Here is a 14,264-nt window from a genome sequence, read left to right on the forward strand (position 1 = left end):
CTGGGTGAGAAGCGTGAGGAAGTCATGGTTAATGTTACGATCGACACACAAACGCTGGACGTTGAGGCCGGTTCGACAGTACTGCAGGCCGCCCAACGTTTGGGCATCGACATCCCGACCTTCTGTTATCTGAAGCGCCTGCCGGCGCTCGCCTCCTGCCGCATGTGTCTGGTGGAGATCGAGGGGCTGCGGCGGCTGCAGCCGTCCTGTGCCACCGCGGTCACCGACGGCATGGTGGTGCGAACGAACACGCCGCTCATCGAGGAAACGCGCTCTTCCATGCTCGACATGCTGCTCGCCAACCACCCTCTCGATTGCCCGATCTGCGACAAGGGCGGCGAATGCGAGCTTCAGAACATGGTGATGGCCTACGGTCCCCGCGAAAGCCGGTTCCGCGATGAAAAGCGTGTGTTCCACTCTGAAGACATCCGCCTCAGCCCGGTCATCATCATGAACGTCAACCGCTGCATCCAGTGTCAACGATGCGTCCGGATGTGTGAGGAGGTCGTCGGTGCGGTCGCGCTCGGCACCGTCGAAAAAGGCATGGATACCGCCGTCACCGGTTTTGAGGGAAGCCTCGCGAGTTGCGATCAGTGCGGCAATTGCGTCGAGGTTTGCCCCGTTGGTGCGCTGATGAGCTTCCCCTATCGCTATAAGGCGCGGCCCTGGGATCTGGCCGAGACCGATACTGTCTGCCCGCATTGCGGCACCGGTTGCCAGCTAACGGTGGGGACGCGCAAAGGCGAATTCATGCGGGTACGTTCGAAGTGGGATCAGGGGCTTAACCGCGAAACGCTCTGCGTGCGGGGCCGTTTCGGTCTGGACTTCGTCGCGAGCCGGGACCGGATCAAGCGGCCGATGATCCGTCGTGACGGCGTCCTGGTTCCGGTTTCCTGGGACGAAGCGGGGGACTATCTCCGCGGGCGGCTGTCTGCCGTCGAGGGCAAGGCTGCCGGCGGGCTGGCCTCGCCGCGCCTGCCCAATGAGGTGCTTTATCAGTTCCAGAAGCTGATGCGGACGGTATTGCGGACCAATAATATTGACTGTTCGACGCGCTGGTCCACTCCCTTCGATATACTCGGTCCGTTGGTGGCACGCTTTTACCGCCGCGCACCGCTCGACGAAGTGATCGGCAACGACTGCGTGCTCATCGTCGGCGGCAACGTGACGGAGGAGAACCCCGTCACCGAATATCTGCTGCGGGACGGCGCGCGGCGGCGCCATACGGGATTGCTGATGCTCTCGGCGCGGCCATCCCGTCTGGACGCCGATGCCCGGGTGGTTGTTCGTGTTCCCCCAGGCGGAGAAGCGGCAGGTCTCGCGGCGGTGGTAGCCGGGCTCGTGGAGGCCGCTGGCCAGACGTTGTCGGGTGAAGCTTCGGCCGACATCAGCGCAAAAATCGGTAGACCGGAGGCGCGTGCCGACAGTGACGGGCTGGATCGTCTGGCCGAAGCGCTCGAGAAGGGCCGTAGCGTCACCGTGCTTGTCAGCGTTGAACTGCTGAGATTGCCGGAAGCGCGAGCGACGCTGCAGCAGCTCAACAACCTGCTGCGGGTTCTCCACCTACTTGGCAAAGGCCCCGCGATGCAGTTCCTCTTCGACCGCGCCAACCAGATGGGTGCCTGGGACATGGGGGTTCTGCCGGCGGCTTTGCCGGGACTGCGGGCGATCACCGATGGTGCCGCGCGCGCAACTCTCGCACGGAAGTGGGGTGCCGAAATCCCGTCTGAATCCGGCGCGGGTCTCGACGCTATGCTGGAGCTCTGTGTCGGTGGGCGAATGGGCGCGCTCTACATCGCCGGAACCGACCCCTTGATAGCCTATCCCGACAGGGATTTCGTGGCCCGGGCACTTGGTGCTGCCGATCTCCTGATCGTGCAGGACACCTTCCTTACGGATACCGCGGGTTTGGCAGAGGTCGTGTTGCCCTCGGCAGGTTACGGCGAAGAAACCGGCACCTTCACCAACAACGAGGGCCGAACCCAAATGGTCCGCAAATTCCGCGAGCCAGCCTTCGAGGCGCGAGGCAATCTGGCGATCTTCGATTTCGTGGCGGCACTGCGGAATCAAGAGCTGCGGCCATCGATGCAAGGAGAAATCTTCGACGAGATTGGCGAGTTGATTCCGGCTTACGACGGGTTGACGCAGGAAACGCTCGGTGCCGACGGCGCCTTCACCAAGGCTGTCCCGACGCCACCGGCTGGTGAGTTCTTCACGTCGCCTCCCGCACCGAAAGCAGCCGACAGGCTCATGCTGATCACCGGCGATTGCCTATTCCACAACGGATATCTCTCCGAACGCTCGGAAATCCTCAATACGGTCGCAGATGACCCTTATGTCGAGATGAGTGCGGAGGATGCGGCTCAACTTGGCCTTTCGGATCGCGATCTGGTCACCGTCCGGTCCGCTCAGGGCGAATTGACGGCAAAACTCAAGGTCAACAGGCGTTTTCCCGAAGGCCTCGTATTTGTTCCCGAAAACTACAAGGCCCTGCGTCTCAACAGGCTGATGCGGCGAGGCGAATACCCATGCCCGGTCGATGTTCGAAAGGCGCACGCGGCCTTCGAGATTCCCTCAGTCGTCGACGTCGAGCCGAAACCCGATAGTCTGCGTTGAGGGATCCCGCTGATAGACTGGTCCCGCATCTGGACATCAGGCCGGCGCAATCAGTGATAACCGGTGCCAGCAATGTATTCGTGCAACGCCTGCTCGTTGCGCATCGATTCGTCGAGCCGGTGCTTGACCACGTCGCCGATGCTGACAACGCCGATAGGGGTGTTGCCTTCCATGACCAACACATGGCGCGTGCGCCGTTTGGTCATGATCGCCATCACATAGGGTAGCAAATCGTCTGTCGTACAGGTCGCTACTTTGCGGTTCATGATGTCGGCCACCCGCATCATGGGTGCCTCGGTTCCGTATTCAGCCACTGCGTTGCAGCAGTCCCGCTCCGACAGCGTACCCAGGCATTCCCCCGGCTTACGGCCCACGACCACGAAACCGATGTTGTTGTCCCGAAACAGCCGCAGAACCTCAACCATCGGCCGATCTGGTCTGATCGAGATGAGCTCGGGCGATTTGGTTTTCAAGATTTGGCAAACATGCATCTGAGCCTCCTGTCTGCACGCTCCGGCCTCACGCAAGCGCCTTCACGTTCGCCGGATATTCCGCCACCAGTTGTAACCCTGCGGCTCACTTGTCTCGACCCGAACGTCCTTTTGGGTGTTCAGGCACGCAGCGACTACGCCGCCGCCGGTTGCCGCCTTGCCCGGCTTGCCGAGCAAATCCTCTCGTCCAATCACCAGGTCACGGGAGGAAAAACTCGAGAATTCGTACTGCTGGCCAAGAGCGATCGCATCCGCAGGGCAGGCGTCCTCGCAAAGCCCGCAAAACAGGCACCTGGCCGTGTCGATTTCGAATTTTGCCGGGTGACGATTGCCCTTCGCATCCTCGTAGGGAACGACTTCAATGCAGTCGCAGGGACAGATGCGTGCGCAGAGTTCGCAGGCCACGCATTTGATCTCACCCTCGTCGTCGCGCGTCAGAAAGTGGTGGCCGCGGTAGCGCGAGTAGGGCAACCATTTTTCTTTGTCAGGATATTGCATGGTCACGGATCTGGAGAACATGTAGCGGAAGGTCAAAGCCAAACCGCTCGCCAGATCGGCGAAGAATGCCCAGCCGATCCAAGTTCCAAGTCTGTGCTGCGCGCGCGACATTGTCGCCTCGCTGTGGGGCCCCTGTGGCCCCTAAAAGAAGGCAATACCAGTAATAATTATGTTCGCGATCGACAGAGGAAGCAAGACTTTCCATCCGATCGCCATCAGTTGGTCGTAGCGGTAGCGGGGGAAGGTGAAGCGGAACCAAATAAATAAATAGACGAAAAACGCGACCTTGAGCAGAAACCAGAGAAGCGGCGGCAAGGGGATCAGTATGCCGTTCCAGCCGCCGAAGAACAGGATCACCACCAGGACCGACACCAGCAATACGATCGCATATTCGCTGACCATGAAGAATGCAAAGCGGATGCCGCTGTATTCGGTATGAAAGCCAGCCCCCAGATCGCCCTCCGCTTCTGCCAAATCGAAGGGAATGCGCTGCGCTTCGGCCAGGCCAGCGACGAAGAACACGAAGAAGCCGATCGGCTGATACACGATGTTCCAGACATCGGCTTGCGCTCGCACGATCGAGAGCAGACTCATGGATTGCGCCAGCATCACCACGCCAATGACCGAGAAGCCCATCGGGATCTCATAGCTGATCATCTGCGCGCACGTCCTGAGGCTACCCAGAACGGCGTATTTGCTGTTAGCGGCCCAGCCACCGAAGATGACGCCATAGACCTCGATCCCGATCACCGCGAAGACGAAAAGGATCGCCACATTCATATTAGAGACGTAGAGCGTAATATTGGCGCCAAGGACCGAGATATTTTCGCCAAAGGGGATCGCGACGAACACTACAAAAGGTGGGACGAGCGCCAGGATTGGCGCCAGTTTGAACAGGAAGCGGTCCGCCTCGGCCGGGATATGATCTTCTTTGGTTAAGAGCTTGATCCCGTCCGCCATCGGCTGCAATAGCCCATGCCACCCCACGCGCATCGGGCCCATCCGCTGCTGCATGTGCCCGGCGATCTTGCGTTCCAGCCACGTCAGCGGCAAGGGCAGCAACAGAAGGATCGCAATCAGAAAGGCGACCTTGAAGATAATCAGGCCAAGGGCGACGATAAGTTCCATATCCGCGGCTACTTATTCACGGGTTGAAACGCGACCGGACTTCGCCTCGGCTATGGATCGAGCACGTTGCGCACCCATCGCTGTCATAGAGTACAACGGCGAAGCACCTCATACAATGCCATCGCACCGACGGAGAGATTTGGACGTTGAGGCTGCCAATCAGTCGCTTTCCGCGGCAGGCGACGTCGATATTATCCTTAACCGCAAAGGCAACGCCCAAGGGCAGCCTTGCGACTGGGGGCGAACGCCCCACGAGCTTCGGCTTGGGCGAGCAGATCTCTGATGTCGGCAAGATGGATGACGATACCGGGATCGTCTACCTCGGTGATGCGCAAAAATGCGGTGTCAATCATACCGCGGTAAGGCCGTTTGCGTAGCCTCATGAAGGGAACGGATATTGAAAGCTGATCCGCTCTCATGATGTTTCCCCTTCAAGTATTCTGACGGGTCGGTCCCATTGGATCAGCACAACGCAGCCCGTGTCGCTCCAAACCGAATGTTCGGTTCCGGCAGCATTGACCAAATAGCTGCCACTGCCGTAATCGCCGGCCTCGTCGGATTGGGTGCCGTCAAGCACCAGGATCGTTTCGAGCCCCTCGTGTCGATGGCGCGGCACGGAAGCGCCGGCCTCATATTTCAGAAGCGCTACGCCCGGCTGATCGCCTTCAAAAGGACGGATCCAATGGATGGTGACATCGGGTCGGAAGGGGCTGAATTCCAGTTCCTTCCAACCGCCGGAGGTCAAGAGTTCGCGGGTGCTTTCAGGCATGGATCGCCTCCAATATGTCATCCACATGCGCCGTCCAGCCGACGATTGCGCCTTGAGCACGGATCATGGCGATGGCGGCGGTCTTGAACTCAGGGAAATAGCTCTCGGTCGCCTCCTCGGCGAGCAGGCACTCGTAGCCACGGTCGTTCGCTTCGCGCATTGTCGTCTGGACGCAAACTTCGGTCGTGACGCCTGCGAAGACGAGCTGAGCGATGCCGCGCCGTTTCAGGATGTCGCCGAGCTCCGTGGCGTAAAAGGCTCCTTTGCCCGGCTTCTCGATCACGACCTCGCCATCGATGGGCGCCAGCTCGGGCAGGATCGCCGTACCTGGCTCGCCGACAATCAGGATGCGGCCCATCGGACCTTCATCGCCGATCCTGAGCGAAGGATTGCCACGATCTCGCTTCGCCTGCGGCAGGTCGGACAGATCCGGCCTATGGCATTCCATCGTGTGGATCACCGGTAAGCGCGCTTTGCGGAAACCCTCAATCAGCCGCTTTACCTCGGGCACGATCCTGGTGACGCGGCTGACATCGTTGCCGAGGCTTTCGCCGAAGCCGCCGCGCTCAGCGAAATCGCGCTGCATGTCGATGACGATCAGGGCCACCTGATCGATCTTCGCCGCAAAGGCGAAGGGCTCCGCCTTGATGTCGATCATCAGTGATGCCCCGCCATGTGAGCGCCGATGACGCCGATATCGGCCGAGAGTGCCGGTGTTTCGTAGACCAGCTTGCCTTCCGAGATCACCATGATGCGGTCGGACATTTCCAGCAATTCGTCGAGATCCTCCGAGAGCAGCAGCACGGCGGTCCCGGCATTGCGGGCGCGCATGATACGGGCGCGGATTTCGGCGACGGCGGAGAAATCGAGGCCGAAGCAGGGGTTTGAGACGATCAGAAGATCGACTTTGCCCGTCAGCTCGCGCGCAAGCACGGCGCGTTGGACATTGCCGCCCGAAAGCGCTGCGATGGGCGATGAAGAAGACGCGGTCTTCACCTTGAAATCGGCAATCAATTCGGCGGCCCGCTTCTTCATCTTGGCCGAGCTCAGCCAGATCGCATCCTTGCCGTCGGCCTTAATGTCGAAGGTGCGGAAGGTGAGGTTTTCACTGACCGTCATTTTCGGCGCGCAGGCATTCTGCAACGGCTCTTCAGGAATGAAGCGGACATTGTTCCTGCGCGTCTCCTGCCGCGTCGCGCCGTAAAGCGCGCCATTGACCATGACCCGGCCCGTATCGGTCGGGCGCTGGCCGGCAAGAATCTCCGTCAGTTCCTTCTGGCCATTGCCGGAGATTCCCGCAATGCCGACGATCTCGCCGGAACGGACGGTGAGATTGTCGATCTCGATGGTCTTCAGCCCGGAGCGATCCGGGGCCTTGACCGCCTCGACTGTCAAGACCGGTTTGGCGAGATCGGCGACGGGAACGCGCGTGTCGAGCTCGGCGAGCTTGACGTCGCCGATCATCATCGCCGCCATATCCGAGGTCGATAGCTCGCCGACGTTACCGCTCCCCACCAGTTTGCCGCGTCGCAGGATCGAGACCGCGTCGGCGAATATCGTCACTTCATGGAACTTATGCGAGATCATCAGCACGGTGAGTTCGCCGCGCTCCGTCATTCCGCGTACGAGGCCGAGCATTTCATCGGCCTCGGCCGGCGTCAGCACCGATGTCGGCTCATCGAGCACGAGGAAGGAGCGTCCGAGATAGAGCTGCTTGACGATTTCGAGCTTCTGCTTTTCACCGGCGGCAAGCTCGCTGACGGGCCGGTCGAGCGGAATCTTGAAGGGCATACGCTCCATGAAAGCGGCGAGATCCCGGCGTTCCCTGGCCCAGTTGATGACGGAAGGCACTTCGGTGCGGCTGATAACGAGGTTCTCTGCGCCCGTCAGCGAGGGCACCAGCGTGAAATGCTGGTAGACCATGCCGAGGCCGTAAGTCGCGGCGTCCTTTGGCGAGGCGATCGCCACCTCGCGGCCATCGACGGAGAGGGAGCCGGAGGTCGCGTGGTAGAAGCCCATGATGCATTTGACGAGCGTTGATTTGCCGGCGCCATTTTCGCCGAGCAGCGCATGGAAGCTGCCGGCCGGAATGCTGACTGAGACATGGTCGAGGGCTGTGAAGCTGCCGAAGCGCATCGTCATGTCGAGGGTATCGATGCCGACGGCCTTGCCTGCGTGCGGAAGGGGCGTATCGCGGACGATACTCATGGCAGCGCCTCGATCAGCGCTTTGGAATTGGAAACGGAACCGAAGACGCCGCCCTGCATCTTCACCATTTTGACTGCGGCGAGATGATTGCCATAGTCGGTCGCGCCGCAGCAGTCTTCGAGCAGCAGGCATTCGAAGCCACGATCGTTTGCCTCGCGCATGGTCGTGGAAACGCAGACATCGGTCGTAATCCCGGTCAGGATGATGTTTTCGATGCGCTTCTGGTCGAGGATCAGCTCAAGGTCGGTCGCGCAGAAGGAGCCCTTGCCCGGCTTGTCGATGATTGCTTCGCCTTCGATCGGATAGAGGTCGGGAATGATGTCCCAGCCCGGTTCGCCGCGCACGAGAATGCGGCCACACGGACCGTTGTCGCCGATGCCGGCACCGATGCGTTGCGAGCGCCAGCGCTTGTTGGCAGGCAGGTCGGCGAGATCCGGCCGATGGCCCTCCCGCGTGTGGATGATGTGATAGCCCTTTGCGCGCATGGCAGACAGTACGGCCTTGATCGGCACGATCGGCGCCTGGACCAGAGACAGGTCGTAGCCCATGTGGTCGACATAACCGCCCCTGCCGCAGAAATCCGTCTGCATGTCGATGATGATGAGCGCGGTATTGTCCGGTCGCAGATCGCCGTTATAGGGCCACGGATAGGGATCGGCGTCGATGTAGCTCAGCGTCTGGCCGGCCAGTTCCGCTTTGGGAAGGCTGTTCATTGCGGATCTCCTATTTGGTCAATGAAAGCGCGCCGGGAGCGCCCGCAAGCGAACGGGTCGGCGAGGATGTGGCAATAAGGATCACGAGCGTCAGCACGTAAGGCGTCGCGTAGAAGAGATAGTAACCTTCGGTCACACCGACCGATTGCAAAGCAGGACCAAGGGCGCCGGCGCCGCCGAAGAGCAGAGCGGCAAGGAAGCAGCCGATCGGGTTCCAGCGCGCGAAGATCACGAGGGCAACGGCCATCAGGCCCTGGCCCGAGGAGATGCGTTCATTCCAGGAACCTGGGTAATAGAGCGACAGATAGGCACCGCCGACGGCTGCCAGCGAGCCGCCGACGGCGGTCGCGACCAACCGGACGCGATCGGGGCGAATGCCCATCGCACGCGCCGCATCGGTGCTGTCGCCGACAACACGAAGGATGAGGCCGATCCTGGTATTCCGAAAGGCCCACCAGAGCAGGATCGCAAGCGCAATGCCGATCAGGAAGAGGGCGTTAACATCGAGTGCCACCCGCACCGGCGCAAGTTCCGACCAGAAGCCGAACGGGATTGAAGGCAAATGCGCCGCCGCCGGTTGAATGAAGGGTTTGCCGAGAAAGAAGGCGAGGCCGAGCCCGAATTGCATCATTGCGATGCCGATCGCGATATCATTCACCTTCGGCCATTTGCAGATCCAGCCGTGCACGGCACCGAACACCGCGCCGGTCGCCATCGCGGCGAGCACGCCGAGCCAGGGCGAACCCGTCATGACGTCGATGGCGTAAGCCGTCATCGCGCCGAACACCAAGGTGCCCTCGAGACCGAGATTGATGCGGCCGGAGCGCTCGGTGATGGTTTCACCGAGGCTGACGAAAATAAAAGGCGTCGAAACCCGGATCGCGCCGGCCAGGATCGCGAGTGGGACGCCCCAGATGCCGATTGCTGCGTCTTCCATCATCCTCTCCCCTTGGCGAAGTCCCTGGTGTTCCAGAGATCGGGATTGAAGATCCTGAAACGGCCATAGAAGGTCTCGCAAAACAGGATGACGATGAAGAGGGTGCCCTGCAGAACGAGGACCGTTGCGTCGGGCAGGCCCATGCGCCGTTGGATCAGTCCGCCGGCGGCATCGATGCCGCCGAGAAAGAAGGCGACGGGAATGATTGCCAGTGGATTGTGGCGTGCCAGGAAGGCGACGAGGATGCCGGTATAGCCGTAACCCGCGGCAAGCGAGGCATTGGCGCTACCCTGTACAGCCGCGACCTCGACCATGCCGGCGAGACCTGCGAAACCGCCGGCGATCGCTGTCAGCCCGCCGATCAATTTGCCGACCGGCAGACCCTGGATCTGGGCGGCGCGTACATTGCCGCCGGCGATGCGTGCAGCAAAGCCGAAGCTCGTCATCTCGATCAGCACCCAGGAGACGACACAGGCCGTGATGCCGATCACGAGGCCCCAATTTACGTCCATGCCGGGAATGTTGCCCAGCATATAGCCCGATGGAAGCGGCTTAGTCGAAGGCTTGTTCAGGCTCGCCGGATCGCGCAGTGGCCCTTCAACGAACTGGTTCATCAGGGCGATGGCGATATAGGCGAGCAGTAGCGAGGAAATAGTCTCGTTGACGCCGCGATAATGGCGCAACAGACCCGCGAGACTGATCCAGATACCGCCAATGAAAAAGGCGGCAGCGGCCATCAGAATCAAAACGACGAGGACCGGCGCAGTGCCAACGAGCGGCAGGGCGATCGCCGCCGCCGCGACGCCACCGAGAACGACCGCGCCTTCGCCGCCGATGATGACAAGTCCGAGGCGGGCTGGCAGCGCGACGCAGAGCGCGGTCAGCAGCAGCGGCGAGGCTCGGCTCAGGCTGTTCTGGATGGAAAACCAGCTGCCGAAGCCGCCGGTATACATTAGTTGATAGAGCATGGCCGGCGACTTGCCGAGCGCGAGAAGGAAGAGGGAGAAAAGCGCCAGGCCGGCGAGAATGCCGCCAAGCGTGATGACGATAGGTTCGGCCCGCCGCGCCAGCCATTCCAGGACAGGGCGCAACGATGCCTGCCTCGTGGCGGAAAGAGAGATTGCCGGATCATCGATCTTGACCGTCATGACGCTTCCCTCCCTTCGAGATCAGGCGGTGGACCCGACCACGCCTTCGACCAGGTAATCCATGCTTTCCAGCTCTATCGCGTCTTCGGCATAGGCCTTGCCACCATCGATGACCTGCTTGCCTTTGTTGTCCTTCAGCGGCCCCTTAAAGACGGAGAAGCCGCCGGCAATCATTTCTGCCTTGGTCGCCTCGAACTTCTTGCGAGCCGCATCGGAAACGCCGGGGCCAAGGGCGCTCATCTTGACGAAACCGTCCTTCAGGCCGCCACGCACGAAGTTCGGCAGGGCCTGGCCGGCCTGCGCCTGCTTGATGAAATTGCTATAGACATTCCCCCAGGCCCATTCGGCGCCGGTCAGATATTTTTCCGGTGCAATCGGGCTCTGATTGGCGTGGTAGCCGCAGACGAAGGCGCCGCGGCCGGCAGCCGTCTGAACGACGACCTTGGGGCTATCGACATGGCAGGTGATGACATCGGCGCCCTGATCGATGAGCGCGTTGGTAGCTTCTGCTTCCTTGACCGCAAGCGACCATTCGCCGGTGAAGATCACCTGGCAGGTGATCGCGGGATCGACCGACCGGGCGCCGAGCAGAAAGGCGTTGATGTTCTGCAGCACCTGCGGAATCGGCTTGGCGGCGACGAAACCTATCTTCTTGCTCTTCGTCGCGTAGCCCGCCGTAATGCCATTCAGATACTGGCCCTGGAAGATGTAGCCGAAGTAGGAACCCGTGTTCATCGGGTGCTTGTCCTTCTGCCACAAGCCGCCGCAATGGCGGAACTGGGCGTTCGGATACTTCGCGGCCATCGCCAGCATGTGGGGATCGAAATAGCCGAAGGATGTCGGGAAGATCAGGGAGGCGCCGTCGAGATTGATCATCGACTCGATCGTCTTCTGGACATCGACCGTCTCCGGCACGTTCTCCTCTTCGACCACGGTCACCCCCGGCATCGTCTTGACGGCGGCAGCACCTTCTGAATGCGCCTGATTATAGCCGTAGTCGTCCTTGGGGCCGACATAGATGAAGCCGACGGTCAGCGCCGTCTGTGCGGCGGCGCGGGATGCTAGCAGCCCGGGCGCAAGTCCGGCGAGGGCGCCAGCGGCGGATGCCTGAAGGAAATTGCGACGGTTCATGGAAAGGAGTTTGGTCATCACGATGCTCCTTGCGGCGAAGAGGGCCGGTTAGTGTGGGTGCAAAAAAGTGTATGCAATGAGCATGCCAGATATTAATATGTTGATTTTTATAAATAATGTTTATTTCTACGGAACGCTACATGGGAGATTTCATGCAACTTTCATGCTAGGAAGATCAAAATATGTGCATAGCCTACAAATAAGTCAGAATACGTGCTTAAATATGCAAGCTTCCACCGTTCTCCTGCTTTCGGAAGATTTTCTGTAAGTATAATCAGGTGCTTAAATCAATAATTGACTTTCATGCGTGGCAAATGCATGTGTATGCAGAAGGTAAAAAGGCAGAATCAGTGTTGGGGCAAGTCAGGCGCACGCGGGTCGTCCGGGCAGGTAATACCGTCGAACAGATGGTGCGGGCGATTGCGGATATGATTGTGACGGGACAAATGCTGCCGGGCGAGAAGCTTGATGAAATCTCGCTTGCGGCGCGCTTCGAGGTGTCACGCACGCCCGTGCGAGAAGCGCTGCGCGAACTGGGGGCGATGGGTCTTGTCGATCGTGAACCAAACCGCAGCGCCGTCGTAACCAACGTTACCGAAAACTATCTGCATTCGATGTTCGAGGCGATGGCGGAGCTCGAGGGGATGTGCGCGCGGCTTTCGGCCGAGCGCATGACCGTGGACGAGCGGCGTCAGCTGGAAATCGAGCATCGGGCGTCAGCACGGCTGGTTCATCGAGGGGCGGATGAGGACTATGCCGCCTATAACATCGAATTTCATAACCGGCTCTATCGCGGCGCTCATAACGATCATATTTACGAACTCGTGACCCAGAGCCGCGCCAGACTCGCGCCTTTCCGCCGAGCACAGTTCAGGCTGCCGGGTCGGCTGACGAAATCCTATGCGGAGCATGACGCGATCGTAACGGCAATCATTCGAGCAGACGGCGCTGCCGCTGCGCAGGCGGCATATTCGCATGTCGAAATTGTAAGCGATGCCAGCGCCGTCTTTGCCAAGGCAAACGTTGAGTAGTTTCTTCAGGCTGCGCGGGCCTGCCATCAGCTGCTACAATGAGCACTGCATCTTGGTTCAGGGCTCTGCCTTCAGAGCATGCTTCACGCGGAGGACGGTAACCAGCACCGCTGCGACAACAATTGGAATTGAGACGAGCATGATCACGGGAGTGAAGTGATAGCCGGTGTGGTCAGCGGTCTCGAAGACGAACTTCATCAAACTGAGCAAATAGTAGCTGATTGCGATGATCGAGAAGCCTTCTACTGCACGCTGGATCTTTACCTGGGTCGCGGCGCGATCCGCCATAGCTTGGATTTGGGTAGCATTCTGGAACTCGATCTCGACCTGAATGCGGGTTTGGAGAAGGTCGAGCAAATGCATCGTCGCCTGTGAGAGCTGTCCAAGCCGAATGGCCGTTGCCTCACACGTTCTGACCGCAGGCTTAAAACGCCTTTCGACGAACGTGCCGAAGCGCTGAAAACCAGGGGCGTGTGTTTCCCGGAGCATGGCGATCCGTTCCTCGACGATCTTGGCGTAGGCTCCGGTTGCTCCGAATCGATTGCGTGTCTCGGCTGTGGCCGAGATGATGTGCGAAGAAAGTATTGTGATCTCTTCAAGTAGCTGTTTGTGATCCTTTGCAGGCGTAATCAGGTTGCGGTTTGTCAGCTCTACAAGCTTTTTGTCATAGCCACCAAGGAGTGGAGCGAGCCGCCGCGCTTCGGGCAGTCCGAGCAGCGCCATGGCGCGGTAAGTTTCGATCTCAAAGATACGCCGTACCATCCGCCCGAGCCGGTGTGCATTCAGATCTTTGTTGAATAATAGGATTCTGCTCGAATGATCCTCGCGAACCCGAAAATCGGAGCAAACTTGGGCGGAACCGCCTCCGATTGTAGAGGCCGCGGTGTCTCCGAAATCGAAGGTCTTAAGGACCGGGCTAAGGTCGGTCGGAGCCTCGCCCAGGACAAGAATGCTGACGTGACAAACGAGACGAGGGGACGCTAGCCCGGCAAGGGTTGCGAAATCTGCCTCAGCGAGATCGGATTCAGGCCAGGTTAGGGTTTGATCAGCGAGCTTTCGCACGCGGGTGACTGTCACGAACTCGGTGTGGTGTTCCAGTCTGACCGATATATTTCCGTCTACCCGGACGCTATCATGGAAATCCTTCACAACCCCGTCTGAAGGCATAAATGCGATATGCTCGACAATCGCCGGTCCATCGAAGTAGATCGATGGCCGAGCATGCAGCTCCGCGTTGAAGTCAGCCGCCTGGTGGAATGACGAGTCGTCGGGTGTTGTTGTTATCAACTGTTCCATAGTCTTGGATGTCACTCCGCGTGGCCTCCCATGCCAATTGCCGATCACGATGGCGTATGCGCAGCTAGCCTAAGGAAATCTACAGCACATGGAAAGATGAGTTCCTGTCACCGACGCGGTGAGATGGTCTCATCGAGATAGTCAATCGTCGACCCTTGATTGATAATCAGGAACTTCGCGAGGAAGCTTTCAAGAAAGAAGCGCCAGGTGGGATGATCCAGGGACTACTCGTTGAAACCGGTCCGGTTTCAGTTGTTCCTGAGCCGCTAAATGAGCATCTCAATCAAGCTGAACAATA

At 59.7% G+C, this 14,264-nt stretch carries 13 protein-coding genes; 2 read left to right on the forward strand and 11 right to left on the reverse strand.

Going from position 1 to position 14,264, the window contains the following annotated elements; genetic code table 11:
* Positions 1-24 precede the first annotated feature (24 nt).
* Positions 25-2,616, forward strand: coding sequence for an NADH-quinone oxidoreductase subunit NuoG (gene nuoG / locus GGD50_RS25725; RefSeq protein WP_183940003.1), 2,592 nt, complete (start codon positions 25-27; stop codon positions 2,614-2,616).
* 50 nt (positions 2,617-2,666) lie between these two features.
* Here the strand turns inward: nuoG and GGD50_RS25730 are convergent, their stop codons facing one another.
* From GGD50_RS25730 to GGD50_RS25775, 10 genes are all read right to left on the reverse strand, one after another.
* On the reverse strand, positions 2,667-3,107 hold the full coding sequence (locus GGD50_RS25730; protein WP_183940005.1) for a CBS domain-containing protein: 441 nt from the start codon (positions 3,105-3,107) through the stop codon (positions 2,667-2,669).
* 42 nt (positions 3,108-3,149) lie between these two features.
* The gene (locus tag GGD50_RS25735; protein ID WP_183940007.1) at positions 3,150-3,716 is read right to left on the reverse strand and encodes an NADH-quinone oxidoreductase subunit I; all 567 of its coding nucleotides are present in this window, start codon (positions 3,714-3,716) and stop codon (positions 3,150-3,152) included.
* A gap of 30 nt (positions 3,717-3,746) precedes the next feature.
* On the reverse strand, positions 3,747-4,733 hold the full coding sequence (gene nuoH, locus GGD50_RS25740) for an NADH-quinone oxidoreductase subunit NuoH (protein ID WP_183940009.1): 987 nt from the start codon (positions 4,731-4,733) through the stop codon (positions 3,747-3,749).
* A 415-nt stretch (positions 4,734-5,148) separates the two neighbouring features.
* The gene (locus GGD50_RS25745) at positions 5,149-5,502 is read right to left on the reverse strand and encodes a cupin domain-containing protein (protein ID WP_183940011.1); all 354 of its coding nucleotides are present in this window, start codon (positions 5,500-5,502) and stop codon (positions 5,149-5,151) included.
* A complete protein-coding gene (locus GGD50_RS25750) occupies positions 5,495-6,160 on the reverse strand; it encodes a cysteine hydrolase family protein (RefSeq protein ID WP_183940014.1) in 666 nt (221 codons plus the stop codon). Before GGD50_RS25750 ends, GGD50_RS25745 begins: the two co-directional genes overlap by 8 nt.
* The gene (locus tag GGD50_RS25755) at positions 6,160-7,710 is read right to left on the reverse strand and encodes an ABC transporter ATP-binding protein (RefSeq protein WP_183940016.1); all 1,551 of its coding nucleotides are present in this window, start codon (positions 7,708-7,710) and stop codon (positions 6,160-6,162) included. The genes GGD50_RS25750 and GGD50_RS25755 overlap by 1 nt, the downstream gene beginning before the upstream one ends.
* Positions 7,707-8,423, reverse strand: coding sequence for a biuret amidohydrolase (gene biuH / locus GGD50_RS25760; RefSeq protein ID WP_183940018.1), 717 nt, complete (start codon positions 8,421-8,423; stop codon positions 7,707-7,709). The genes GGD50_RS25755 and biuH overlap by 4 nt, the downstream gene beginning before the upstream one ends.
* A 10-nt stretch (positions 8,424-8,433) precedes the next feature.
* The gene (locus GGD50_RS25765) at positions 8,434-9,360 is read right to left on the reverse strand and encodes an ABC transporter permease (protein WP_183940020.1); all 927 of its coding nucleotides are present in this window, start codon (positions 9,358-9,360) and stop codon (positions 8,434-8,436) included.
* Positions 9,360-10,508: an ABC transporter permease gene (locus GGD50_RS25770; protein ID WP_183940022.1), complete on the reverse strand. Its 1,149-nt coding sequence runs from the start codon at positions 10,506-10,508 to the stop codon at positions 9,360-9,362. Before GGD50_RS25770 ends, GGD50_RS25765 begins: the two co-directional genes overlap by 1 nt.
* Before the next feature lie 21 nt (positions 10,509-10,529).
* Complete coding sequence (locus GGD50_RS25775; protein ID WP_183940024.1) at positions 10,530-11,657, reverse strand: BMP family ABC transporter substrate-binding protein; 1,128 nt, start codon at positions 11,655-11,657, stop codon at positions 10,530-10,532.
* 389 nt (positions 11,658-12,046) lie between these two features.
* On the opposite strand from GGD50_RS25775, the gene GGD50_RS25780 reads away from it, so the two are divergent.
* Positions 12,047-12,670 (forward strand): GntR family transcriptional regulator, encoded by a 624-nt coding sequence (locus GGD50_RS25780; RefSeq protein ID WP_183940067.1) that lies wholly within the window; start codon positions 12,047-12,049, stop codon positions 12,668-12,670.
* 57 nt (positions 12,671-12,727) lie between these two features.
* Here GGD50_RS25780 and GGD50_RS25785 read toward each other — a convergent pair whose 3' ends face one another.
* The gene (locus GGD50_RS25785) at positions 12,728-13,966 is read right to left on the reverse strand and encodes a DUF3422 domain-containing protein (protein WP_183940069.1); all 1,239 of its coding nucleotides are present in this window, start codon (positions 13,964-13,966) and stop codon (positions 12,728-12,730) included.
* Positions 13,967-14,264 lie beyond the last annotated feature (298 nt).

The organism is Martinezella paranaensis, assembly GCF_014200235.1.
Taxonomy (GTDB): Bacteria; Pseudomonadota; Alphaproteobacteria; order Rhizobiales; family Rhizobiaceae; genus Rhizobium; species Rhizobium paranaense.

Excerpts from the sequence above, each read along its gene's own strand:
- nuoG (WP_183940003.1), top strand. The coding sequence starts at position 25 with ATGGTTAATGTTACGATCGACACACAAACGCTGGACGTTGAGGCCGGT.
- GGD50_RS25730 (WP_183940005.1), bottom strand. The coding sequence starts at position 3,107 with ATGCATGTTTGCCAAATCTTGAAAACCAAATCGCCCGAGCTCATCTCG.
- GGD50_RS25735 (WP_183940007.1), bottom strand. The coding sequence starts at position 3,716 with ATGTCGCGCGCGCAGCACAGACTTGGAACTTGGATCGGCTGGGCATTC.
- nuoH (WP_183940009.1), bottom strand. The coding sequence starts at position 4,733 with ATGGAACTTATCGTCGCCCTTGGCCTGATTATCTTCAAGGTCGCCTTT.
- GGD50_RS25745 (WP_183940011.1), bottom strand. The coding sequence starts at position 5,502 with ATGCCTGAAAGCACCCGCGAACTCTTGACCTCCGGCGGTTGGAAGGAA.
- GGD50_RS25750 (WP_183940014.1), bottom strand. The coding sequence starts at position 6,160 with ATGATCGACATCAAGGCGGAGCCCTTCGCCTTTGCGGCGAAGATCGAT.
- GGD50_RS25755 (WP_183940016.1), bottom strand. The coding sequence starts at position 7,710 with ATGAGTATCGTCCGCGATACGCCCCTTCCGCACGCAGGCAAGGCCGTC.
- biuH (WP_183940018.1), bottom strand. The coding sequence starts at position 8,423 with ATGAACAGCCTTCCCAAAGCGGAACTGGCCGGCCAGACGCTGAGCTAC.
- GGD50_RS25765 (WP_183940020.1), bottom strand. The coding sequence starts at position 9,360 with ATGGAAGACGCAGCAATCGGCATCTGGGGCGTCCCACTCGCGATCCTG.
- GGD50_RS25770 (WP_183940022.1), bottom strand. The coding sequence starts at position 10,508 with ATGACGGTCAAGATCGATGATCCGGCAATCTCTCTTTCCGCCACGAGG.
- GGD50_RS25775 (WP_183940024.1), bottom strand. The coding sequence starts at position 11,657 with ATGACCAAACTCCTTTCCATGAACCGTCGCAATTTCCTTCAGGCATCC.
- GGD50_RS25780 (WP_183940067.1), top strand. The coding sequence starts at position 12,047 with ATGGTGCGGGCGATTGCGGATATGATTGTGACGGGACAAATGCTGCCG.
- GGD50_RS25785 (WP_183940069.1), bottom strand. The coding sequence starts at position 13,966 with ATGGAACAGTTGATAACAACAACACCCGACGACTCGTCATTCCACCAG.